General features: G+C 40.8%; 24 protein-coding genes. 16 read left to right on the top strand and 8 right to left on the bottom strand.

All coding sequences use genetic code 11. The features are described 5' to 3' along the window. Positions 1-299 precede the first annotated feature (299 nt). Positions 300-464 carry a hypothetical protein gene (locus tag ACKLNX_RS03000; protein ID WP_412971163.1) on the bottom strand — a complete coding sequence of 55 codons (165 nt, stop codon included), beginning with the start codon at positions 462-464 and terminating at the stop codon, positions 300-302. 166 nt (positions 465-630) lie between these two features. Then, positions 631-1209 carry a GspH/FimT family pseudopilin gene (locus tag ACKLNX_RS02995; RefSeq protein WP_412971162.1) on the bottom strand — a complete coding sequence of 193 codons (579 nt, stop codon included), beginning with the start codon at positions 1207-1209 and terminating at the stop codon, positions 631-633. A 217-nt stretch (positions 1210-1426) separates the two neighbouring features. Between ACKLNX_RS02995 and nadE the strand changes: the two genes are divergently transcribed. Beyond that, complete coding sequence (gene nadE / locus ACKLNX_RS02990; RefSeq protein WP_412971161.1) at positions 1427-2263, top strand: ammonia-dependent NAD(+) synthetase; 837 nt, start codon at positions 1427-1429, stop codon at positions 2261-2263. A gap of 15 nt (positions 2264-2278) precedes the next feature. After that, positions 2279-2617 carry a P-II family nitrogen regulator gene (locus ACKLNX_RS02985; protein WP_411694892.1) on the top strand — a complete coding sequence of 113 codons (339 nt, stop codon included), beginning with the start codon at positions 2279-2281 and terminating at the stop codon, positions 2615-2617. A gap of 65 nt (positions 2618-2682) precedes the next feature. Here ACKLNX_RS02985 and ACKLNX_RS02980 read toward each other — a convergent pair whose 3' ends face one another. After that, positions 2683-3168 (bottom strand): FKBP-type peptidyl-prolyl cis-trans isomerase, encoded by a 486-nt coding sequence (locus ACKLNX_RS02980; protein ID WP_411694891.1) that lies wholly within the window; start codon positions 3166-3168, stop codon positions 2683-2685. A 14-nt stretch (positions 3169-3182) separates the two neighbouring features. Next, complete coding sequence (ygfZ, locus tag ACKLNX_RS02975; protein WP_412971160.1) at positions 3183-4130, bottom strand: tRNA-modifying protein YgfZ; 948 nt, start codon at positions 4128-4130, stop codon at positions 3183-3185. A 242-nt stretch (positions 4131-4372) separates the two neighbouring features. On the opposite strand from ygfZ, the gene ACKLNX_RS02970 reads away from it, so the two are divergent. Both ACKLNX_RS02970 and ACKLNX_RS02965 read left to right on the top strand, forming a co-directional pair. After that, a complete protein-coding gene (locus ACKLNX_RS02970) occupies positions 4373-4624 on the top strand; it encodes a succinate dehydrogenase assembly factor 2 (RefSeq protein WP_411694888.1) in 252 nt (83 codons plus the stop codon). Positions 4625-5315: 691 nt separating this feature from the next. Beyond that, positions 5316-6221 carry a MaoC/PaaZ C-terminal domain-containing protein gene (locus tag ACKLNX_RS02965; protein ID WP_411694887.1) on the top strand — a complete coding sequence of 302 codons (906 nt, stop codon included), beginning with the start codon at positions 5316-5318 and terminating at the stop codon, positions 6219-6221. Between the two features lie 19 nt (positions 6222-6240). Here ACKLNX_RS02965 and nadB read toward each other — a convergent pair whose 3' ends face one another. Beyond that, positions 6241-7836, bottom strand: coding sequence for an L-aspartate oxidase (gene nadB, locus ACKLNX_RS02960; RefSeq protein WP_412971159.1), 1596 nt, complete (start codon positions 7834-7836; stop codon positions 6241-6243). A gap of 184 nt (positions 7837-8020) precedes the next feature. Between nadB and rpoE the strand changes: the two genes are divergently transcribed. The 10 genes from rpoE (at position 8021) to ACKLNX_RS02910 (ending at position 17121) form a co-directional block, all read left to right on the top strand. Further along, entirely contained in the window at positions 8021-8599 is a 579-nt protein-coding gene (gene rpoE, locus ACKLNX_RS02955; protein WP_411694885.1) for an RNA polymerase sigma factor RpoE, read from the top strand. A 10-nt stretch (positions 8600-8609) separates the two neighbouring features. Then, positions 8610-9257 carry a sigma-E factor negative regulatory protein gene (locus ACKLNX_RS02950; protein WP_412971158.1) on the top strand — a complete coding sequence of 216 codons (648 nt, stop codon included), beginning with the start codon at positions 8610-8612 and terminating at the stop codon, positions 9255-9257. Positions 9258-9315: 58 nt separating this feature from the next. After that, on the top strand, positions 9316-10407 hold the full coding sequence (locus ACKLNX_RS02945) for a MucB/RseB C-terminal domain-containing protein (RefSeq protein WP_412971157.1): 1092 nt from the start codon (positions 9316-9318) through the stop codon (positions 10405-10407). A 9-nt stretch (positions 10408-10416) separates the two neighbouring features. Beyond that, positions 10417-10899 (top strand): SoxR reducing system RseC family protein, encoded by a 483-nt coding sequence (locus ACKLNX_RS02940; protein WP_412971156.1) that lies wholly within the window; start codon positions 10417-10419, stop codon positions 10897-10899. 259 nt (positions 10900-11158) lie between these two features. After that, entirely contained in the window at positions 11159-12955 is a 1797-nt protein-coding gene (gene lepA / locus ACKLNX_RS02935; RefSeq protein ID WP_412971155.1) for a translation elongation factor 4, read from the top strand. Further along, positions 12955-13884 carry a signal peptidase I gene (gene lepB / locus ACKLNX_RS02930; protein WP_412971154.1) on the top strand — a complete coding sequence of 310 codons (930 nt, stop codon included), beginning with the start codon at positions 12955-12957 and terminating at the stop codon, positions 13882-13884. Before lepA ends, lepB begins: the two co-directional genes overlap by 1 nt. Positions 13885-14050: 166 nt before the next feature. Continuing rightward, positions 14051-14725, top strand: a complete 675-nt coding sequence (gene rnc / locus ACKLNX_RS02925; RefSeq protein ID WP_411694879.1) for a ribonuclease III — start codon at positions 14051-14053, stop codon at positions 14723-14725. Continuing rightward, complete coding sequence (gene era / locus ACKLNX_RS02920) at positions 14718-15623, top strand: GTPase Era (RefSeq protein ID WP_412971153.1); 906 nt, start codon at positions 14718-14720, stop codon at positions 15621-15623. Before rnc ends, era begins: the two co-directional genes overlap by 8 nt. 70 nt (positions 15624-15693) lie before the next feature. Next, entirely contained in the window at positions 15694-16335 is a 642-nt protein-coding gene (gene pdxH, locus ACKLNX_RS02915) for a pyridoxamine 5'-phosphate oxidase (protein ID WP_411694877.1), read from the top strand. Between the two features lie 3 nt (positions 16336-16338). Then, positions 16339-17121 carry a TatD family hydrolase gene (locus ACKLNX_RS02910; RefSeq protein WP_412971152.1) on the top strand — a complete coding sequence of 261 codons (783 nt, stop codon included), beginning with the start codon at positions 16339-16341 and terminating at the stop codon, positions 17119-17121. Here the strand turns inward: ACKLNX_RS02910 and ACKLNX_RS02905 are convergent. Next, positions 17088-17678, bottom strand: coding sequence for an AhpA/YtjB family protein (locus ACKLNX_RS02905; protein WP_411694875.1), 591 nt, complete (start codon positions 17676-17678; stop codon positions 17088-17090). The two genes, ACKLNX_RS02910 and ACKLNX_RS02905, sit on opposite strands and share 34 nt — an antisense overlap. 134 nt (positions 17679-17812) lie before the next feature. On the opposite strand from ACKLNX_RS02905, the gene serB reads away from it, so the two are divergent. Continuing rightward, positions 17813-19018 (top strand): phosphoserine phosphatase SerB, encoded by a 1206-nt coding sequence (gene serB / locus ACKLNX_RS02900; protein ID WP_412971151.1) that lies wholly within the window; start codon positions 17813-17815, stop codon positions 19016-19018. Here serB and ACKLNX_RS02895 read toward each other — a convergent pair. Further along, positions 18981-19508 carry a CreA family protein gene (locus ACKLNX_RS02895; RefSeq protein WP_411694873.1) on the bottom strand — a complete coding sequence of 176 codons (528 nt, stop codon included), beginning with the start codon at positions 19506-19508 and terminating at the stop codon, positions 18981-18983. The two genes, serB and ACKLNX_RS02895, sit on opposite strands and share 38 nt — an antisense overlap. A gap of 616 nt (positions 19509-20124) precedes the next feature. Further along, on the bottom strand, positions 20125-22569 hold the full coding sequence (locus tag ACKLNX_RS02890) for a PilZ domain-containing protein (protein ID WP_412971150.1): 2445 nt from the start codon (positions 22567-22569) through the stop codon (positions 20125-20127). Positions 22570-22780: 211 nt separating this feature from the next. On the opposite strand from ACKLNX_RS02890, the gene radA reads away from it, so the two are divergent. After that, on the top strand, positions 22781-24148 hold the full coding sequence (gene radA / locus ACKLNX_RS02885) for a DNA repair protein RadA (protein ID WP_411694871.1): 1368 nt from the start codon (positions 22781-22783) through the stop codon (positions 24146-24148). Positions 24149-24150 lie beyond the last annotated feature (2 nt).

Raw genomic sequence — 24150 nt, 5'->3', positions numbered from 1 at the left:
TTTAAATTTTCGAAAGACGATTTTAATAAAGTATGGCAATATTGTGTCTTAAACATAGTGGATCTCTTATTTGTTTTTTGGCGAAAATAATAAGATCACAATCCACTATGTTTTTCAAATTTTTGGGGAGCCCTCAGTGCGCAGGCAGGAACCTCCATCCCCCAGGTATGAACTCAAAAAAGTATTTCTTTTCAGCTAAGTAAAAATTCAGCTTTTTGAATTTCCGTTAATGTCTAAGGTTTCTAATTGCGCAAAATACTATTCGTTTAAGCCTTTTACTGAATTTATTAGACTCAGCATCATAGTAAATAGAAGGAGATTACTGCCTTCGCAGTAAAGACGGGAGGAGTGTCAGCCAAAACGGGAGGAGTGACAGCCAAAACGGGAGTAGCTTCAGCCATAACGGGAGGAGCTTCAGCCATAACGGGAGTAGCTTCAGGCATAACTGGAGGAGTCTCAGCCATAAAAGAACATTATTATCTACCACAACGTTGAAGAATGGGACTGTTTGGGTTGCGTTTCGAGTGACGTGAAAAAATCTTATCCAGATAATATTTCGGATAATAAGTACAGTATTTCACCAATAAATTTATTAAAAACTTCTACTTTATATGTCGACGACTTTAAAGCTTAGTCACAGCTCAAAGCTGTACCATCACTATCTTCATGAGTACCATCATCATCAGAATCAGTGCTAACTCGCACTCGTCCTTGCAATGATACAGATATAGCTCGAGCGAATGTAGCATCTTTACTAAGGGGGCATATTTGAATTGAGAAAGCTTTATCGGCAGCACCGGTATCTAAAAATTGGATACTAGAATTAGGCCCAGTGATAATTGTTGAATCTGAAGCTTCTGAAGTTGTTACTAACAGATCTTCACCTGCAGCTCTATTGCCGTCGGCATTTGAATCAATGAAAACAATTTTGGGTTTACTCCAATTCGTACCACACTCCAAGAAGTCGACAGACGGGCACACAACCACATTTGTTTGTTCGTCAATAGCGAGGTGTCGAGCATATTGAATTATGCCACTGACTTCATTAATTTCAGCTGTAATTCTATTTTTAATTAGGAACCTTTGCATATTAGGCGCGACAACTGTGAGTACAATCGCTAAAATTGCCAATGTAATCATCATTTCAAGAAGCGTGACGCCTTTTTGAGCTGTTTTACTTTGCTGCGTGGTAAACTTGTTTTTTAACACAGTGACCCCCAATAAATTGAATCGACACTATACGCTATTTTTGTTTTTCTTGCGTATACACTCACAACGCTGGTTAGTATTGTTAATACCTAGGAAGCAATTAGCGATTCTTTGAATGATATATAATTTCTGTCGTGCAAGCTAAGCTGTCACTCAATATTTAAGAAACGTTGGCAAAAGAAAGATAACTATAAACACATTAATAAAGGAAGAGTTCATGTTAAAACAAGAAGTAATCAAAGAAATGCGTGTTTTGCCTGAAATCAATATCGAGCATGAAATTCAACGTCGAACTCAATTTATTAAAGATAAGTTAACGGAGTCAGGGCTGCGCTGTTTGGTTCTAGGAATAAGTGGCGGCATTGATTCTTGTACTCTAGGTCGCCTAGCTCAATTGGCCGTTGACGAGCTTAATCTTGAATCAGATGAAGAATACCAATTTATTGCCGTTCGCTTACCTTACAGCACCCAAGCGGATGAGGATGATGCACAGGCATCTGTTGATTTTATCAAGCCGAGTCTGCAGGTCACGGCGAATATACAATTGGGCGCAGATGCCATACACGAAAGTGCCCTGAATGGCCTGTTAAATGCAGGTGTTAGCAAATTTTCAGCACAAAAGAGCGATTTCGTTAAAGGGAATACAAAAGCCCGAACTAGGATGGCAATACAATTTGATATTGCAGGATTAATGAATGGACTCGTCCTTGGGACTGATCACTCAGCCGAGAATATAACGGGTTTCTACACTAAATTCGGTGACGGCGCATGTGATTTAGCGCCTTTATTCGGTCTAAGTAAGCGCCAAGTGAGAAGCATAGCAAATCACTTGGGGGCACCCGTTAATGTTATAACGAAGGCACCCACTGCCGACTTAGAATCATTGACCCCACAGAAGACTGACGAGTCATCATTAGGATTAACTTATGATCAAATTGATGACTTTTTAGAAGGGAAAAGCACTGATAAGGTTGCCGATGACAAACTCTTAGCTATATACTTAAAGACGCAACATAAACGATTACCTATCCCTACCGTTTATGACCATGAATAAGGAATGTCAAAACCAATGAAAAAAATTGAAGCGATTATCAAGCCTTTTAAGCTAGATGATGTTCGTGAAGGACTATCTTCAATCGGCGTTAGTGGTATTACGATGACAGAGGTTCGCGGCTTTGGACGACAAAAAGGTCACAAAGAACTTTATCGTGGTGCTGAATACAACGTAGATTTTTTACCTAAAGTTAAAATTGAGCTGGTTGTGCCGGATGATTTAGTGGATCGCGCTGTTGAAACTATTTTGATGCATGCCAAGACCGGAAAAATTGGAGATGGTAAAATCTTTGTCTTTGACGTTGAGCAGGTTATTAGAATACGTACGGGTGAAACAGACGAAGACGCTATATAGCGTCTTCGAGTTCACTTGTACTTTTCATTTCTGTACTTTCTGTTTCTATGCACGAGCAACATAGCCTAGTGGGTGTGACCACATCCGCCTTCTGCATGCACGTGCCCATGTTCGATTTCTTCTGCAGTTGCTTCACGAACATCGACTACTTCAATATCAAAGCTTAAAGACATTCCAGCTAAAGGGTGATTACCATCAACAGTGACGGTTGTGTCCGTTTTATCAATTATAATCACTGACTGTTCACCGTCGTCAGTTGTTGCCCTAAAACTCATACCTACTTCAACGTCCATATCTTCGAACATTGCGGCAGGAACTTCTTGAACTAGATCATCATGACGATCGCCATAGGCTTTGTCCGGGTCGACAGTAACTTCAAATTTGTCACCTTTTACTTTGCCAAACAACGCGTCTTCGATACCTTCAATCATAAAGTGACTGCCTTGCAGGAATGACATTGGCGGCGCCTCGTGAGATGAGTCAATTAAGTCGCCATCTGTTGTACTTACAGTGTAATGAAGAGTAACGACATTATCTTTCTGTATTTGCATCTTGTTTCCTATTCTTAATCTATATTGTAGGGCAGAGCACTTACTTCAAATTGAAGCTCTGGAACTTCTTTTAATCTTAACACATCACCGGTTTGTGTGTCATTTGCAAGCACGCCGAGTATTAGCTTTTTACCGTCTAGCTCTGCGCTTTGTAAAACGGTACCACCACTGCGCCAGTTGTCGCCAGCCTGTTTCTCTAAGGGCATGCCTGTCACGATTTCAGCACTCGTAGTTGTATCTCGACGACTCAGTATGTAGGCCGCACGCTTATTGCGCCCCAAAAACTTTGTGCGAGCAATCGTTTCTTGCCCCATGTAACAACCTTTATCGAAGTCTATGCCACCAATAGCTTGTAAATTCAGCATTTGCGGTACAAATTCGTTGCTAGTTTCTGCTGTAACGAGTGGGATGGCATCCAATATATTTAAGGCGTCCCACACACTTTCTTCTGCAAACTTATTATAACTAATTAGTTGTTCAAGTTTTTCTTTGCCACTCGAATTGAGAACTAAAATGTAGCGAGGTAATGAAATGTTTAAGCAGATTGCTAAGCCATAATCATTGCTTACAATATTCAGGTGCTCTTCAGGTAATTCAGTAAACATTGTCTTAATTGATGCCAACATTTCAGAGCCGGATATGCCATAGAAATATAAATTATCGCCGCAATCTTCAATCTCGACTTTTGAGAATACACCGTACTTTTTAAATTCGGATAAGCTTTTTTCCAAAGCCGACTCGTGCATGAGCAAATGAAAAACATCTTGAGACAGGAAGGCAGTAAAAACTGACCAGGCCTTTCCTTTAAAATCACAATGAGCGCCCAACCGCGCTTTATCATTACTCATTTTTGTTACATCGATCGTAACTTGTCCTTGCAAGTACTCTTTGGCTTGTGGGCCTGAAAATGTAATACAACTAAGACTTTTTAGCTGAGTGATAAACTCGTTTGAAGATGACATTATTTAGCCTCTATTGCGGTTAACCTTGCAAACAGCTCTTTTATGAGTGAGCTGTCGCTTTCTATTTATGATTGATATTGGGATTGTACGTCACTTTGCAAGATGATCCATGCATCTAATGTTTATTTCCAATTTTTTACAATGTTACTCAATAATAACGCTACAATTTTATTGTCTTTTGATCAGTTCTGCATTGCATTTCGTTATGCTACTATCAAGCGAATTAAAACATGAGGTTACCAATGTTTACAGCGAAAAGAGTGGCAAGGTTAAAATGGGCGTGTCGAAGAGGGATGCTTGAACTGGATGTGTTGTTCCTTCCTTTTGTAGAACAAGCTTTTGACGATTTATCGGATGGTGAAAAACTCGTTTTTGAAAGATTGTTAACGTGTGATGATCCAGATCTATTTGCCTGGTTTATGGGGCATCAAAAATGTGACGATCCTGATTTAGCAGCGATGGTTCAACGTGTCTTAAAAAGAGTCAAGGTGTAGTTAATAATCGAGCGTCGTGCTATTTATCAAGAAATCATCGTTACTGGATATCAGTTTGGTTTAGTGGAATTTCTAAATATATATGTCGTCCCCCTAGTTTTATGTTGGTCATTGGGGGGCATTTTCAGTGTTAAACTTTACCTATTTCAGTGCACCTTCACTCTACTTTTAAGTTTATGGGTAGGCTATAAAATTGTATTTAACCAACGTCGAGTAGAGCACTTTTACATTGATTTAGGGAACCAACAGCAATTATCTCACTATAGCAATCTATTCGCGGGAGGAAAGCTCTCTGGCAGTGAAGCAACTAGCGAGACTGATCCAACCTCAGGTGAATCAAATCATTTCGAGCCAGAAGTAAGTTTCACTATTTCATCGCGTTCAAGATATACTCAGTTTTGTCTATTTTTATTTTTACGAAAATGTCATCCTTCTGTAAGAAATAAAAACGCAAATTATCATCCGAGTAAAGATGATGGATTAATAAGAGAAAAAAACTCAGTCAGTCAGAAATTTTTGTTCAAATGGCAAATGAGTGAAGGGCATTATAGAACGTTAACTTCGACAATATTGCGAAATATGAAAGAGACTACTTAATAAAACCGTGCTATTTAAAGAGTGAAAGATACAATTAAATAACACGCAAATACGATACGAGAACGCGACAAGAATAGTACGGAAAATTAATTAAATGATGAATATGGATTTACTGAAGGCTGCTTTATACAAACCAGAACATACGGATGGTGCTATTCCCATATTGCCAACGAGCAGTCTTAGTAAAACTGTGAAAATAAACAGTTCACATTGCGAGCGCTACAACAAAGCGGTTGATTGGAAACTTGGCATTGCTTCAGTCATTCACCCTAATTATCTTCAAGTTCTCACATTACCTATGCAGTTAGAAATGATGATTAGCAAACCATTTCCATTCAAACCTATGGGGCTTGTACATTTAGCAAATCATATTGATGTCAATTTCCTGCCTGAACAGAATGCAACACTAGATTTAAAGACCTCATACAATGGCATAACTTGGCACAAAAAAGGTTGGGTTTTCGCTGTTGTTAGTGAAGGATTTGTGGGGGGGAACTTAGCTATTTCAGGGACTTCATATTATTTATCGCGCCAGAAACATGACGAAGTTGTTGATTTGGACGACGCGGTAAATCAAGCTCATGCAGTACCCGTCATCCCTTCAATTGAAGGGCTTGAGCCACCCTATAGCAATACTAGTAAATTGAATTTTCCAATCGGAGTAGGTCGCCAATATGCAAGAGTTTCCGGCGATTTCAACCCTATTCATCTTAGCCGGTGGAGCGCTAAGTTTATGGGCTTCAGACAAGCTATAGCTCATGGTATGTATTCTAAAGCGCTTTGTCTGTCCATGGTCATCAAGCAAGAAATGTCCGATGGCAAGACGATGCTAGCGGAAACACCGATGCAATTTTCAACGCAATTTATGCAGCCTATTTATTTGCCAACTCAGTGTGAGTTGTTCATAAATAAGGCTGAGCATGAGCTCGATTTTTCACTCAGGTCGAAAAGCCGCTCGCGGGAAAGAGAGCATTTACGCACTAAAGTCATTATTGGGTAGTCAGCAACTAACTCGTTAACTACATTTGCTTTTGAATAATAGTTGGCTCAGGCTTGTTCAGCATATTAGGGTAATCAAGATTATAGTGTAAACCACGGCTTTCTTTTCTCTGCATAGCACATGTAACAATTAGCTGGGCTACACAAACTAAGTTTCTTAACTCCAACATATTATTGCTTACTTTGAAGTTGCTGTAATACTCATCAATTTCTTGTTTCAGCAAATTAATTCGTCTTAAAGCTCTTTCTAAGCGTTTGTTAGTGCGAACAATGCCAACATAATCCCACATAAATAAACGCAGCTCATGCCAGTTATGTTGAATAATTACCAGTTCATCGGAATCGATGACACGGCTTTCATCCCACGCTTTTATTGGTTCATCCAACCATTCTCCGTCTAAACGCTGCACAATATGTTTCGCAGCGGCATGAGCAAATACAATACATTCAAGTAAAGAGTTGCTGGCCATTCGATTTGCGCCATGCAAGCCGGTGTATGCTGTTTCACCAATCGCGTAGACATTTGCCAAATTAGTTCGCGCATCAAGATCTGTCACGACACCGCCACATGTGTAATGAGCCGCAGGTACAACTGGGATCGGCTGGGTCGTTATATCAATTCCTAAGGAGCGGCAACGTCGATAGATGTTAGGGAAGTGCTTCTTAATAAAGTCATTAGATTTATGGCTGATGTCCAGGTACATGCAATCAGCTCCCAAACGCTTCATTTCAAAGTCGATTGCTCTTGCGACAATATCACGAGGGGCTAAATCCGCTCTCTCGTCAAATTTATGCATAAACTTCGTGCCATCTTGATGACACAAAAATGCACCTTCGCCGCGCAAAGCTTCACTGATCAAAAAATTACCCGCATCGGGATGATACAAGCACGTAGGGTGAAATTGATTAAATTCCATATTGGCAATTTTACAGCCAGCTCGCCAAGCCATAGCAACACCATCGCCACTAGAAACATCTGGGTTTGACGTATATTGGTAAACCTTACTGCCTCCACCGGTTGCAAGCGTGGTGAATCGTGAACGAATGACTTCTACGCGTTCTTTTCTCCGATTCCACACATATGCTCCAAGACTTTGGTCAGGCTTCGTTGTGCTTCGGATGAGATCAATTGCGTTATAGCGTTCGAATAGATGAATGTTAGGGTGGTTAGCAACATTATCGGCCAGTGTCTCTTGGACTGCGGCCCCTGTAGCGTCCGCTGCATGTAATATTCTTCTATGGCTATGACCACCCTCACGGGTTAAATGAAACTTGGTTTCGCCACTTTCATTTTTTTCTTGATCGAAAGGAACGCCTTTGTTGATTAACCACTCCATGCTCTGTTTGGCATTTTTAGCAGTAAAAGCCACTACTGCTTCATCGCAAAGACCAGCACCAGCATTTAGCGTATCTTTAATGTGACTATCAATAGAGTCAGTGTCGTCAAACACTGCAGCTATGCCACCTTGAGCATAACGCGTACTACCTTCATTGATGTCACTTTTACTCAGTACGATGACGTCGCAACATTCAGCCATTTTTAATGCAAGGCTTAAACCAGCAGCACCACTACCTATGATCAGTAAATCACAGCGATGTTCAATTGTTTGAGACATAGATTGTTTTTCAGGTAACATATAGAATTGTGTTGTATCGTCATACTAATCATCTAGTAAAAAATTACAACAGATGGTTATTTTTAAATTATTTTAACTTTATATCGAACTTATCCATAAAGTGTCTGTCTATTACTACACTTGCATGAGCCTTAAGTGATGTGTTTTAGGAGTAGAGGCTCGAATGAGCGAGCAGAAAACCGATCAAGAATTAGTTGAACAGGTACAAAAGGGCAATAAGAATGCTTTTAATTTGTTAGTTGTTCGTCATCAAAACAAAGTGATGAACATAGTAGCAAGGTACGTGAAAAATAGTGGTGATGTTGCCGACGTAACACAAGAAGCGTTTATAAAGGCATATAGAGCATTACCAAACTTTAGAGGCGAGAGCGCCTTTTACACATGGTTATATAGAATAGCGGTCAATAGTGCGAAAAATTATTTAACATCGCAAGGGCGAAAACCGCCGGCGAGTGACGTTGATGCTAGTGAAGCTGATTATTACGATGGAAGTGATGCACTGAAGGAAAACAACTCTCCTGAACGCGCTTTACTCTCTGATGAATTGCAACAAAAATTATTTGCAACGATAGATGGTTTGCCTGAAGATTTACGCTCTGCTATTACATTGCGCGAAATCGAAGGTTTGAGCTATGAAGAAATAGCTGCAGTGATGGAATGTCCGGTTGGGACAGTACGTTCAAGAATTTTTAGAGCACGAGAAGCAATTGACAAAGTCATACTGCCTTTAGTGCAAACATAAACACGTTTAAGTGCCAGATTTGTTAAATCGAAGTATCGTTAAACGTGTTAAAGTAGGAATGTCTTATATGACGCAAGAGCAAGAAAAATTATCAGCATTTGTAGACGGTGAGCACAATGATTCTGACATAGCGCACAGCTTAACTCAGGATACCGAACTCGCTGACAAGTGGAAACGTTATCATTTAGTTAGGGATTGTATCCGTAACGAAGTGAGTACTGACATTCACTTCGACATAAGTGCACAGATAGCAAAACAATTGGAAAATGAGTTACCTATGGTTACTCCGAAACGCACTTGGCGTGAACTTCCAGTTGTCTCCTCTGTTATTCCTTTGATCAAACAAAGCGGACAATTAGCTGTGGCAGCTTGCGCGACGGCAGTCATGATTTTTAGTTACCAGTCTTACAACCAACCTGAAGAGACGCAACCATTCTTGACTGCGCCAACTGAATTTGGTCCACAAGGTGGCTTAGCTCCTGTTAGTTTGAACACTAGCGATAGTGTTGACCGCGAAGGTATGGCGATATTGCTAGAGCAGCAACGTCAAATTAATGCGCTTATTGAAGATCATCAGCGTCAATTGAAGCTCAAAAATACCGGGCAAGTAAACAAGCCAGAGTTAGATGAGTTGAGTGAAGAACAAGCTAAAAAGTAACATAATAAACGGAGTAAACAACGTGAGTAGTAGGGCAAATATAGGTAAGCTGCTCTGCATGCGCAGTTTACTCCTTTTTTTTGTAGTAAGCCTTTTCCCGGCTCATGCAATTCAAGCCACAGGCGATCCTTCAGCAGCCCCTAAAAATGATGAAACAGTCCAACAAGTAAAATCGAAGCCTCAGACAGAAAACTCTGAAATTCAGCAAGGTGTTGCTCGCAATGTAGCAGACGGCGTACTTGCCGTTAACGATGTTTTTGATCCAATGTCTGGTCTTAGCTGGCTTCAGAGACTTGCTCGTCAAACAGACACATTAAATTACGAAGTGTCTTTCGTGCTCAACATTCCCGGTAAAGATGCACAGCCCTTTTTGTGGCGTCATGCCACCATGGACGAAGATACAAAAATAGAGCAACTTAGCTTATTAAATGGTCCAGGCTTTGAGAATATCAGAGTGAACGATGTCGTTAGTGTGTTCCAACCTGGTTATCCTCCCTTTAGTATGTATGGAAACGCAATAGACGGGCCGATTCCGGATGCGCTTTTACACGACCCTCAAAAGCTTCAGAAAAGCTATCAATTTCTATTAGTTGGCAGAAATCGAATTTCTGGGAGATCAGCTCAACAGATCCGCATAACGAGTATTGATAAAACACGTTATGGCTATCATTTGTGGCTGGACGAAGAAACGGGCATGTTATTAAAGCTCAATATGCACGGGCTAGATGGAAAGCTCCTGCAGCAGATTCAAGTGACTCAGCTTCGTATTGATGATCGCGTTACTGAAGTATTCAGTCAATTGCAAAAAGACAATTTACCAAGAGTGATAGACGTTATTAATCCACCACAGAGGAAGCATGAATGGCGAGTCGCGTTTTTGCCTGTGGGAATGAAGCCCGTCAAGCAAGATATTCATCAATTAGCGATTACAGGTCAGGTAGCGGAGTACAGTTTGTACAGTGATGGCTTAGTGAATGTATCTGTTTACATCCAAGCCGCCACGGGGGTTTTTCAAGAAGATGTCAACTTGAGTAATGGGGCTAATACCGTTCATTCAAGAACCGATGGTAAAGTTCAAGTCACGGTCGTTGGCGATATTCCTTTAGTCACGGCGCAGCGTATGGCAAAATCAATTGAAGTCATCAATTAAGCTAGAGCAATGATAGAAGAAACAGGTATTGTAAAGAAAGTAGCTGGCACGGATGTTTGGATTGAAACCCAAATTAAAACTACGTGCGGAAGTTGCCAGGTTAGTAAAAACTGCGGAACAAGCGTGGTAGCCAAGGCGTTTACAGCGAAACCTGAGTTATTAAAGTTGAGCACACCTCATCTGCTAAAAGTTGGGCAAAGCGTTAAACTAGGAATACCAGAGGAGCAACTTATTGGTGCATCTTCCTTAGTGTATTTGCTGCCTATTTTTGTACTTGTTATAAGCGTGACCAGCTTTCAATATTTATTGCCATCCTTGCATGAGATGTGGCAGATATTGTTTGGTTTTGCTGCGACGGCCCTAAGTTTTTGGCAAATTTCTAAATACGCCAAAAGGCAGGACAAAGGCCAGTTCTCTCCAGTGATCCTGGGCGCCATTAATGACTCTACTGTTACCATGAAAAACGAAATACCGCTGAAAAAAGTACATTAAAAACATCCACTCAAGCTGTCTCATTCGTACTAAGAAATTAACAGCGCAACATTTCTTAACAAATTAAGACGAACTCCATAGCTTATTAATGAACTAAAGCTTAGTAATAATGCTGTAATCATTCGCATTTGTTCCGATAAAACGGTAAAATCGCGACTTTAATTTTCGCTTATAAAACTGAGCTAAAGTTAGGCGGCAAAACAACGCGCCTAAAGGCTAGATATAGAGCTCGGTAACTTCAGGAAAAGTAACCTAATTTATGCAACTAAAGAACATTCGCAACTTCAGTATTATTGCCCATATCGATCACGGTAAATCGACGCTTTCCGATCGACTTATTCAGACCTGTGGGGGCTTAACTAACCGCGAAATGTCAGCGCAAGTGCTTGATACAATGGATATTGAAAAAGAGCGCGGGATCACAATTAAAGCCCAAAGCGTGACGCTGTACTATCAAGCAAAAGACGGAGAGAAATACCAACTTAATTTTATCGATACGCCGGGACACGTCGATTTTACTTATGAAGTATCGCGTTCTTTAGCAGCCTGCGAAGGTGCGTTACTTGTAGTTGATGCAGGGCAAGGCGTTGAAGCACAAACATTGGCAAACTGTTATACCGCCATAGATTTGGACATGGAAGTTGTTCCGATTCTAAACAAAATAGATTTACCTCAGGCAGAACCTGAGCGTGTCGCTGAAGAAATTGAAGATATCGTGGGTATTGATGCAATAGATGCGATTCGCTGTTCAGCTAAAACCGGTATTGGTATTGAAGACGTTTTAGAAGAGATTGTACGTCGTATTCCTCCCCCTGAAGGCGATGTTGATGCACCATTGCAGGCGCTCATTATTGATTCATGGTTTGATAATTATCAAGGCGTTGTATCGCTGGTTAGGATCGTACAAGGGCAGTTAAATGCCAAAGACCGAATTCAAATTATGTCAAATGGCGTTGTGCACCAAGTAGACAAAGTGGGAATTTTTACACCGAAACAAACTAGTACTGGCACTTTAAAAGCGGGCGAAGTGGGTTTTATCATCGCCGGAATCAAAGAAATTCATGGCGCGCCTGTTGGCGATACAATCACACTTGCTAAAGCTCCTGCAACAACAGCATTGCCAGGCTTTAAGAAGATAAAACCACAAGTTTATGCGGGCTTATTCCCAGTTAGTTCTGATGATTATGAAGATTTCCGCGATGCACTTGCAAAATTGAGCTTGAATGATGCTTCATTGTTCTATGAGCCCGAAAGCTCTGCAGCACTAGGGTTTGGTTTCCGTATTGGTTTCCTTGGCATGTTGCACATGGAAATTATTCAAGAACGCCTTGAACGCGAATATGACCTTGACCTAATTACCACGGCTCCAACAGTTGTGTATCAAGTGAAGACGACAAAAGGTGAGGTTTTGCAAGTTGATAACCCATCTAAACTGCCACCAGTCAATGATATTGATGAAATACGAGAGCCTATCGTAACCGCGAATATATTGGTGCCACAGCAATACTTAGGAAACGTCATTACACTCTGCGTTGAGAAACGTGGCATGCAAACCGCGATGACTTACCACGGTAAACAAGTTGCGGTAACTTACGATTTACCAATGGCAGAAGTTGTTCTCGACTTTTTTGATAGGTTGAAGTCAACCAGTAGAGGTTTTGCTTCACTGGATTATAACTTTACTCGTTTTCAAGTAGCCAACATGGTGCGTTTAGATATCTTGATAAATGGAGAGCGGGTAGATGCTTTAGCTCTCATTACTCATGAAGCTAACGCTCAAAAGCGTGGGCGTGATTTGGTTGACAAATTACGTGAGCTTATACCACGTCAAATGTTTGATATTGCGATACAAGCGACGATAGGTAATCATATCGTAGCAAGAAGTACGGTGAAGCAGTTACGTAAGAACGTAATTGCGAAGTGTTACGGCGGTGACATTAGCCGTAAGAAGAAACTATTACAAAAACAAAAAGATGGTAAAAAACGGATGAAGCAAGTAGGGAATGTTGAATTACCTCAAGACGCTTTCCTAGCAATCTTGAAGGTGGATAATTAATGGCTAACTATTTTGCAATATTTTTGGTAGCGATGACCGCTATTACGGGAATAATATGGTTAATTGATGCGCTTCTATTCGCGCCCAAAAGAAAAGAAATAGCCTTGAACGAAAGACGCGCTATTCTTGGCGACGATTCTATCGTTGAGCTGTCAGGCGATGAAGCAGATCCTAAATTACCTGCGTTGGTCGATAACGCTAAGCAGTTCTTCCCTATTTTTGCCTTAGTCATGGTTTTCCGTTCATTTTTATATGAGCCCTTCCAGATACCATCTGGCTCAATGATGCCGACACTGCTGGTGGGAGATTTCATTTTAGTCGAAAAATTCAGCTATGGTATTAAAGATCCTATCTTCAGGTCTAAGATTATTGAAACAAGTGAGCCTGAGCGCGGAGACGTTGTTGTTTTTAAATTTCCTGACGACCCTAATGTCGACTTTATCAAGCGCGTTGTAGGTTTACCTGGTGATAGAGTGGTTTACCGTAACAAGCAGTTATATATCACCAAGGCTTGTGTCGACCAAAGTCCATGCCCAACTGAAAAGGTTATACCTCAAATTTATGCAGGTAAAAGCGACTACATCAGTCGCGGTGCTTATCTTGAAGAGTACACTGAAGGTCTTGGCAGTAAACAACATTCATTGTTTCGCAATCCACGATCAATCGATCAAACTGCCCGTTATCAGCCAAGACAACCTGGAACGGCAATTAATGAATGGATCGTGCCAGAAAATAGCTATTTTGTAATGGGTGATAATCGCGATAATAGTGAGGATGGTCGCTATTGGGGCTTCGTTCCAGACGAAAACCTAGTTGGAAAGGCGGTTCTTATTTGGGTGAGCTTTGAATTTGATAGAGCCCCAGAAGACTTTCTACCAACGTGGCTACCATCAGGTATTCGTTTTGAGCGCAGTGGCACAATTAGGTAATTGGCAATAAAAGACGATAGAAACTTGGCTAAATAACAATTGGCCAAGTAAGAAATGGCTAAATAAGCATTGGCTGACGGTTAAGGTGCCTATATCTTTTACTATTCTGGTAAGTTTTTTATTACCACTTGAGTCGTAAATTAAATAGGCATCGCAAAGAGCGAAAATGAATCCATATAAAAAATTAGACAAAGTACTTGATTACCAGTTTGAAAATCAGGCTTTGCTTGAGCAAGCGTTTACACATCGTAGTGCTGCCAAAATACACAACGAGAGACTCGAATTTTTAGGCGATGCCGTTTTAGGCATGGTGGTGGCAGAATTGTTGTATCAACGCTTTCCATCTCAGCCTGAAGGGAAACTAACCAGAATGCGTTCCTCGCTGGTTAAAGGTGATACTTTGGCCGTGATTGCCAAAGAACATGATTTTGGAACCTATTTAAAACTAGGTTCTGGTGAAATGAAAAGTGGAGGGCATCGCCGCAGCTCAACTCTCGCCGATGCCGTTGAAGCTGTAATTGGGGCTATTTTCTTAGAGGCTGGAATTGAAGCCGCCAAGAGCACGATAAGTAAGTTGTTCGCTAGCAGAATAGAAAAGCTGGACCCGAATATTCAAATTAAAGACAATAAAACACAACTGCAAGAGTACTTGCAGTCCAGGCAATTGCCACTACCCAATTACGAAGTTGTGTCGATTAGCGGAAAAGATCACGCACAAACTTTTGAAGTTGATTGCACTGTAGAGCCATTAAATACCAGCCAAATTGGTAAAGGCAAAAGCCGTCGACAAGCCGAACAAAATGCGGCAAAACAAACACTAGAGAAATTATTGAATGAGTAAAACACATTGTGGGATGGTTGCCATTGTTGGTCGCCCAAATGTTGGGAAATCGACCATACTAAATCAGATATTGGGCCAAAAGGTCAGTATCACATCGCGAAAGCCACAAACGACACGCCATCGCATCATGGGCATAGATTCTGTAGGTGATCGTCAAGCTGTTTACGTTGACACCCCAGGGCTGCATGGCGATGAAAAGCGCGCAATCAATCGTTTGATGAACCGTGCAGCGGCAAGCTCATTAGGTGAAGTTTACTTAGTGCTGTTTGTGATTGAAGGCACGCGTTGGACTGAAGATGACGAATTGGTTTTAAATAAGATAAAGCAAGCAAATATCCCCTGTTGGTTAATTGTAAATAAAACCGACAAAGTCAGCGATAAAGCTGAGCTAATGGATACCTTGAAAACGCTTAATGAGAAGCATGAGTTTGAGAACGTCATTCCAGTTAGCGCAAAGCAAAATAAACAAATAGATCACTTACGCCAGCTCGTATTGAAGTCATTACCTGAAAGCGAGTTTTATTTCCCAGAGGACTATGTCACCGACCGTTCGAGTCGATTTATGGCTGCTGAAATCATTCGCGAGAAGCTGATGCGTTTTACTGGTGACGAGTTGCCTTATGCTACCACTGTAGAAATTGAACAGTTTAAGCTTACGCCAAGAGGGATCTACCACATCAATGGTTTGATTTTGGTAGAACGTGAAACGCAGAAGCGTATGATTATTGGTAAGTCAGGTAGTCACCTAAAAACTATGGGCGCAGAAGCGCGTAAAGATATGGAAGCCCTGTTTGATAACAAGGTTTTTCTTGAGTTATGGGTTAAGGTCAAAGCCGGTTGGGCTGATGATGAACGAGCCTTACGCTCCTTAGGCTATGACAATGACTTCAAATCGTAATAAACCGAAGCTGAGTTTCTCTCGTTAATACAAGGTAGCAAACCCTTGCTGCCATTTAGGAATGTTAAAAATGAAACCGCTGAGTGATTTTAGAAAAGAGTACACTGCCGGGCGACTTACTCAAGACGTGCTAACAGAGCACCCTATTGATTTGTTTGAAACATGGTTGAACGACGCTATTAATGCTGAGTTACCTGACCCAAACGCGATGACGGTGGCAACTGTTGATGCATCCGGACAACCCAGCCAACGCATTGTTTTATTAAAAGACTTAAGCAAGGATGGCTTCGTTTTTTACACCAATCTTGGTAGCCGAAAAGCTAAAGATCTCGCAAACAACAGTAAAATTTCATTACATTTCCCTTGGCATTTTATGGAGCGTCAAGTTCGAGTGATGGGAGTTGCCAAAGCGCTTTCTCGAACAGAAGTTGCCAAATATTTTATCTCAAGGCCAAAAGATAGCCAATTAGGCGCGTGGGCATCACAGCAGAGCCAGCCTATTTCAACTCGAGAATTGTTAATTACTCAATTCGCTCAGATGAAAGAAAAGTTTGCGAAAGGACAAGTGCCATTGCCTGATTTTTGGGGAGGCTTTCGAGTTGAACCGCAACAAATTGAGTTTTGGCAAGGGGGAGAAAATCGCCTTCATGACCGTTTTGAATACAATAAACAAGAGAATGGTACTTGGACAACTCAGCGCCTTATGCCTTAGTTTATGATTGACAGCCATTGTCACATTGACTTAGATGCATTCGACGCTGACCGTGAAGACGTGCTCCAACACGCTTTCCAAATAGGTATCGAGCGTCTATTAGTGCTCGGGTTAAGCAATCAACAATTTCCAGCATTACTAAAATTAAAGCAGCGATATCATCAACTTGATATTGCTCTTGGGCTACATCCTTATTTCCTGCAAAAGCAAGATACCGAGCAAACTCAACATATGCTTGATGAGCTTGCTCGCTTAGCCGCTCTGCACAGTCAACAATATATCGCTTTTGGTGAAATGGGTTTGGATGGCAGCATAGCCCTTGATATGGCTTACCAAAAACACATACTTCGTTACCAACTTACTCTTGCCCAACAATACAAAAAACCTATCATTCTGCATCACAGAAAATCGCACAATCATTTAATAGCTGCGCTAAAAGAACACAGATATGAAGGAGGAGGTATTTTACACGCCTTTTCAGGTAGCTACCAAGAAGCACGAACATATATGGATATGGGGTTTCTTATAGGGGTAGGCGGCACTATCACATATCCACGAGCTAAAAAAACGAGAGAGACGATTTCGAACTTGCCATTAGATAGGCTGGTCATTGAAACTGACTCGCCGGATATGCCAATTAATGGCTTTCAGGGGCAGAGAAACGAACCTAGCCAGTTAACTCATGTCGTTGATGCTTTAAGCAAACTAAAAAATATAACGAAGCATGAAGTCGTGAGGCAAACAACGGAAAATTATTTAAGACTGTTTGCTTTGCCATTAAATTGATAATTTGCTCGGATTTTATAAAACAGTCGGGTAAGGATCATGGCGCAAATTGCAGTGAGCAAAATAATCAGACCGGTTTGCATTAATTGCGTTTGATTAAACGCTTTGTGATGTTTAATTATAGCTTCTCTATCTAACAACAACTTCACGTATCCAATCGTTTTACCTTCATAAATAATATCTTCGACGAATATTAATGGCGGCTGATTTTTTACTCGAAACTCTTCAATAATGGAATAGTTTTCATCAAAACTCTTTATTGTTTTGCCGCTTTGATCATATAAAGAAGTACCTTTTACAAAACTGTCTGTCTCAATGGTACTGACATAGTTTTCGATACTATCTTGATCGTCTTTTTGTAATGGCCCTGCTAGCATTCGTGCAGCTTGTGAGGCTAGGCTTCTTCCCAGTTGTTCTGACTCAAGGCTATACCAATCATTTGCATTTTTGCTATGCATAAACCATAAGTTTACACCAATGACCACAATACAAACCGCCAATATAAAATTGGAGATACGCTTCAATGCGGAAAATTTTGGTGTAGATTGACTAAACAAAGGTTTCTCTTGAGTTGTTGTGTTTCAGCAACAATAGGATAAATAACGCTTTTTGCCAAGACTTTGTTTTATTGCGCTTAGCCTTTGGGTATTATCAATTCACTCAGAGTAACGCTTCTTTCTTAGGAACCACCTTGTACCTTATTCCATCAGCAGTGATTGCAGAGCTCAGCACCAGTAAGTTTGCGAGCTACTTAAAGAAAAATAATTTGTTGTGCCAAGCCCAAGCTCCGTTAAATGACGCTCAAAATAACAATACAAAGGAAGTTAACAAAGCCGCGCTTGCTAAAACACAAGTATTCAATTGGTATAGTCAATATCCCATTGAGACCGAAGGTGAGCAGATCAGGAAACAAGAAATCGGGCAAGAAGACGGCGGGCAAGAAGACGTCAACACAGCAGAGCAAGACGTCGAGAGAGGAGATGAGAAAATAGCGCGCGGTGATGAGGCTTATTCACACACTTTGATCGTTGCAGCTACCGGACTTAACTTTGAGACTATTGCGGATATTTTGAGTGAGTTGGCTATTCAAACAGAGTGGGCAAGAATAAGCCCAAATGCTTACCATTTAGCGTTTGATAAAATGGTAGTCAATATTGAATGTAGTGTCGATACCAAGGTGATGAGTGCGGCGCAACTCAATGAAAAGCTGAAGCAATTAAGTGAAGCCTTTTTTATTGATATATTTATTAAACCGAGTCTTTCTTTATCACAGAAAGGCTTAGCAGTGTTCGATATGGACAGCACTTTAATTGAGATGGAGTGCATTGATGAAATCGCGAAACTTGCTGGCGTAGGTGAAGCCGTAGCACAAGTAACCGAGCGAGCAATGCAAGGTGAGATAGCATTCGCAGAGAGCCTTCATCATCGAGTTGCCTGTTTAAAAGGTGTAGAGCTTGATGCGCTGTTAAGTATTCGTCAGCGTCTTCCATTTATGCCAGGTTTTCTTACCCTGATGAACGAATTAAAACGCAATGATTGGAAGATTGCCATTGCATCTGGTGGCTTTACCTATTTTGCTGATTACATAAAGAATCTTTTTGATATCGATTATGCAACAAGTAATACGCTTGAAGTACAAGACAACAAACTCACCGGGAAAGTGCTTGGTGCAGTTATCGATGCTCAAGCGAAAGCTGACGTATTACTGAGTATAGCGAAAGAGAATAATATCCCGGTGGCAAATACCATCGCGGTTGGCGACGGAGCAAATGATTTAGTGATGATGTCTGTTGCAGGTAGCGGCCTTGCTTTTAAAGCAAAGCCTAAAGTGCAAGCTCAGGCGGCAAACTCAATTCGCTTTAGCGGTCTTGAGGCTGTTTTATATTTGTTGGGTTGAGGTAAGCTTTTGTTCCCCACAATGGCACAGTAGAGAGGCTGTGCTTGAAGCTCCCGGATGTTTCCTTAGTCGAGTAAGAGACATACATTAGGGTTTGAGATTCAGCATCATATATCCGTCTAATTTTCATTGTTTTAAAAAAGATACTCTTTGATTTTTTAAATACAACATCCCCCGATTTCGATTTATCAATTTTAGCAATCATCTCGAGTGTTATCTCGCCTGTCTGGCGGCAGGCAATTGAGCTATCGGAAGGGTCTGCGAGACTTAAATCGGCTTCAATACTAGCCACATGGCATGTAACGCCGGGTACTAAGGGGTCAACTAAGGTGTTTAGTTTGATATCTTTGGTGGTGAACAAGCCAAGTGATATATCACCCACCTCAGACTTATCACAGCTAAAGAGTAAAAATGTAAATAAGAGCACGAAGGTACGTAATAAATAAGCTGGTCTTAATAAATTTGCTGGACTGAATTGATAGTTGCGCATTTGCTACCTTTAATACTAAAGAACGTCGAAGCTTAATAAACTAGCACTCATTCGAAGAAGCAAGCAAGTGATCTTAAGCGTTTTTACATAAAGAAGAGTTTTGGGCATAAAAAAAGACGATATCCTTACCGCCTTTTTTCATTTTCGATGTGGGTGTATCCATGGTCTTGCTCCGCTCAACAAAGAATATGCTTCCCTGTTTTGCGACTGTTCCATTAAAACACTTCGTTAAAGATTAAAAAGTATCAAATAAAATAATAGGTTTTAGAGGTGATACATAAAAATGATTTAAAATCATATAATTGTCGTTAAAGTATAATTCTATAATTAGACTAAAGTCTAATTATTGTGGTATTTTAAAAGAATGAAAATTAAATATATATCATATATAACAATGAATTAGCTGTATTGTTAGAAATGAAAAGTGTTGTTTATAGTTGTTTATAAGAAAGAGCACGTCGAGCGAGAGATATTTAGCACTTAATTGCATGAATAAATGCTAAATAACTGTTGTATATAAAAATTTGATTAAAAAGCGTACGTTCTTAAAGTTACCTTGCCAGCATTTCCCGAAAGGATACTAAATACCGGAAAGACAATTGCGCTATTTATATGCCTACTCGTTCAAATGATAGCGGTATATTGCTTCCTGAGTGATATCAGTAAGGTAGATTTGACCCGAAATATCCCACATTTTCTCTTCCAACTGCTTTGCTTTGTGAATAGCATAGCGCGTTATATACGCCATCTCTTGTTCTAAGAAAGATGTGTCTGGACGATTAGATCGGCTAATATGCACACTAAAGGCATAAAACTCACCTCTTGCCCTCGCTGTTTTAATAAATTGTAATTTTGAACGATGCGTAGCTAATTCGCGCTCCCATTGAGCGACAATAGCTTTTTCATAGTCAGGTTCGTTCGGGTCAAATGCGACATAAATTTCGGCTTGAACCGGACGATGCTCTATTCGCAATATACGCAAGGCATCACGTATGAATGCATTACTTTTGTGTTTATCTTGAAAAAGCCACCCTGTGTTCATTTTTGTGGCTGGCATATCGTGTTTCAGCAAGTTTAACCACGATGCTCTAATAGGTTGCATGGTTGTGGATATTGGAAAATAGCCTCGACTTTGTTTTTGCATATAAGTACAAAGCTGAGGAGAATATCTCGCCTGTAAACATCTAAGTGCATGCCCCATACCAGGAACGGACTCTTCATTCGTAAGCGTTTTTAGTTTATCTCTGTTGTTGTCGATTAACAGCGTAAAGAATTTTTCAGCAACACTTAACTCTTGCTCTGATATAGCCTCGAGATGGAGCACCAGTTGGTCGTAGTTAATGTGCTTTACTCTATACTTTAAATCTTCTAATACAAACTGCGTTGTTTTCTTTTGTAAGGCGGGAAATGAAATACTAACTCTTGAGTTAATGCGTTGCTCAAAAGGACTGTCGAGCTCGATTTTCAATCCACTAACCGAGCAGTCTTCGCTTACTCCAGTGATATGCGTGTCATAATTTTCCAACTTAACCGCAGTACGCAATTTATAACGGGTCTCTTTGCGCAACTCTTCCTGTTTGAATCTAAATGAAAGCACTGGCTCTGGTGGCTTGTTTCTTGGGTGACCAAAGACAGCGAGTTGTTTGACCTTATCTCTATCTAGGTTGATCTTTTGGTAACACTGCTGGGCGACAAGGTGCGTAACGTCAGTGACACTAATCATATGTTTGATATTTTTTAGTTTCGACTCAAGCCTTGGTGTAAGCGGGCGATTTAATCTATCAATTTTACGATTGATCCCAGTTGGCATCGCGCTTGGCACATAAGCAGCTTTGGGATCTATATCGGTACACACTAATTTATAAACACGCCAACTAACTTTGCGTGAAGCGTAACTTAAAAACACGGACTTGAGTTTCGGTTCGCCCTCTAGTTCATCACTGGTCGCTGAGTAGAAATAGACTTTACCGTTTTTAATATGAGTAAATGCGTAAACCCATATGCTAGTCTCAGAACTTGAATTTGCAATCATGCCAGCTAATCGAGCGGGGTTAAGCATAAAGCCGATGTATTGTTCATCGTCCTCATCCAACCAATAATCCATGATTTCTTTATTGGTGCCGTTAACGCAAGCTAGTTTTGCAGTGGGTGTTGTTGGATCTTTTGTATCTACAAATATTGATAAAGACGGTGTTGTGCTGGCAAAAGCCTGTTCGTGTATTTTGTCATCTAAAGCTAACACAGTATTATCAAGGTTAACCTTGTATTTGCGTTTGTGGGTTTTTATCAGTTTGTTTACATAATTGTTAAACACTGTCGGGCCTGATTTCAAGTCGCGACAAAGGTGAACTCTTGCTTGTTCGCCTTCTCTCGAAATACCAAGCACTTTATATTCGATGGATTCTTTGGTTACACCAGAATCAGTTTGAAAACCTCGAAAAACGATATTCACCGGCGTAAATGCATCCACCATATCGAGCTCATCAGGGTCTTTTAACTTTATTTTTAAGCCGCTTGGGCTGATATCGACAGTGGAAGCAAATAAACTCTGCTTGTTGTGTAAAAATATTTCGACTAGAACCACGTAGTTCATCCGCTCTTCACTTCGATGCGCATAATTTAGTAGCTGATGATTGGAAACAATATATTTCTCTGAATTCGATTTTCGATGTTCTTGGACCACATCTTCAGTCGAGGTCATAGTGCCTGCATTCTGGTTAAACTCATGTTCGGCTAAATTCAGAACTGATTCGTAAACACCAAAAGTGTATATGCCGTAGCGCTCTACCAAATCTTCAAATAACTCAATTGCTGGTTTATGAAGGTAATGTTTAATCCCTTGAAATGATATCAACTGACAGCGCGAGTTTACTCTTGTTCTCAAATCAATAGAGCGAATACAAGGTTTGGAAAGTCGCTTCATCTCCATCTTCAACAAGAATCGTTTTTCGTTGCCTAAATCTTTAGTTGCGTCATATAGCAAACGCGAAAACTCAGGCTTCTCTACGAATGGAGCCAGTTTATGTATGAGATATGTGTGTTCTGACAGATCGTTTGTCATGCATTCCTAGTCTTGAAGCAGTCGTTTTTGTTACCAGATAGGGTATTATGTCTATCGCAAGGTTTATTATATCTAATTAGTTCGTTTATCGGCAAAAAACTTCATTTCTACAAGGATTTTTGCCACAAATTTCGTTACTCTTCAAACGATAACACGAAACGTCAAACGACCACTATTCAAACCATCACTATATTGAGAACTCAAATAAATTATGGCAAAAAGAAAAACAGCTTTTGTTTGTAACGACTGTGGCTCAGAGCATCCACGTTGGCAGGGGCAATGTAATGATTGTCGAGAATGGAATACTTTAACTGAAATAGTGATCGAAAATTCACCGACCAAAAGTGTTCCAGCAAGTCGAAGCGGGTTCTCAGGTTTGACTGCAGCAAAAGTTGAAGTGCTAAACGAAATTGATTTAGCCGCATTGCCTCGTTTTTCCTCAGGCTTTAAAGAACTTGACCGTGTATTAGGTGGTGGGATCGTGCCTGGTTCCGCAATACTTATCGGGGGCTCACCTGGCGCTGGTAAAAGTACACTTCTATTGCAAGTGATGTGCTTGTTAGCGAAGACCAATTCAACCTTGTATGTCACTGGCGAGGAGTCTCTTCAACAAGTCGCGATGCGTGCGCAAAGACTTCAATTGCCTTCCGACAAGCTCAAATTACTCGCTGAAACCAATGTTGACACAATCTGCCAATTAGCACTTCAGCACAAGCCCACTATTATGGTCATTGACTCTATTCAAGTCATGCATATGAGCGATATAGCATCGGCACCCGGCGGTGTTTCACAAGTGCGCGAGAGTGCGGCAGCACTTACCCGCTTTGCTAAACAGCATCATATAGCCATGTTCTTGGTTGGTCATGTTACAAAAGACGGTAGCTTAGCGGGACCCAAAGTGTTGGAACACTGTATCGATTGCTCAATTATGCTAGAAGGCGAGAGCGATAGTCGTTTTCGCACTCTTCGTGGCACTAAAAATCGCTTCGGAGCTGTTAATGAATTAGGTGTTTTCGGCATGACGGAAAAGGGTATGAAAGAAGTCTCTAATCCATCCGCTATCTTTTTAAATCGCGAGGAGGAAGCTTCTCCCGGCAGCATTGTCATGACAATTTGGGAAGGAACGAGGCCTTTACTTGTTGAGATTCAGGCATTAGTAGATTACTCGCAAATGTCTAATCCTCGGCGTGTTGCTGTCGGTCTTGATCAGAACCGCTTGGCGATGTTATTAGCTGTTATGCATCGTCATGGGAACGTTCAGATGAACGATCAGGACGTGTTTGTAAACGTTGTCGGTGGCGTTAAAATTACGGAAACAGGGGCTGATTTAGCGGTCTTGTTGGCGATGGTCTCAAGTTTCCGTAATTACACGCTACCTAAAGAGCTTATTGCTTTTGGGGAAGTTGGTTTATCTGGGGAAATTCGTCCTGTACCAAATGGCATTGACCGCATAAGCGAAGCCGCTAAACACGGTTTTAAGCGTGCAATTGTGCCAAAAGCAAACATGCCTAAACAAAAAATTAAGGGCATAGAAGTGGTACCTGTGAGTAGGCTGTCAGAAGCTTTAGAAGCCTTATAAAC

Origin of the sequence: Glaciecola sp. MF2-115 (genome assembly GCF_047250385.1) — a bacterium.
Classification (GTDB): Bacteria; Pseudomonadota; Gammaproteobacteria; order Enterobacterales; family Alteromonadaceae; genus Glaciecola.
This window is presented reverse-complemented; position numbering and strand designations above follow the sequence as displayed.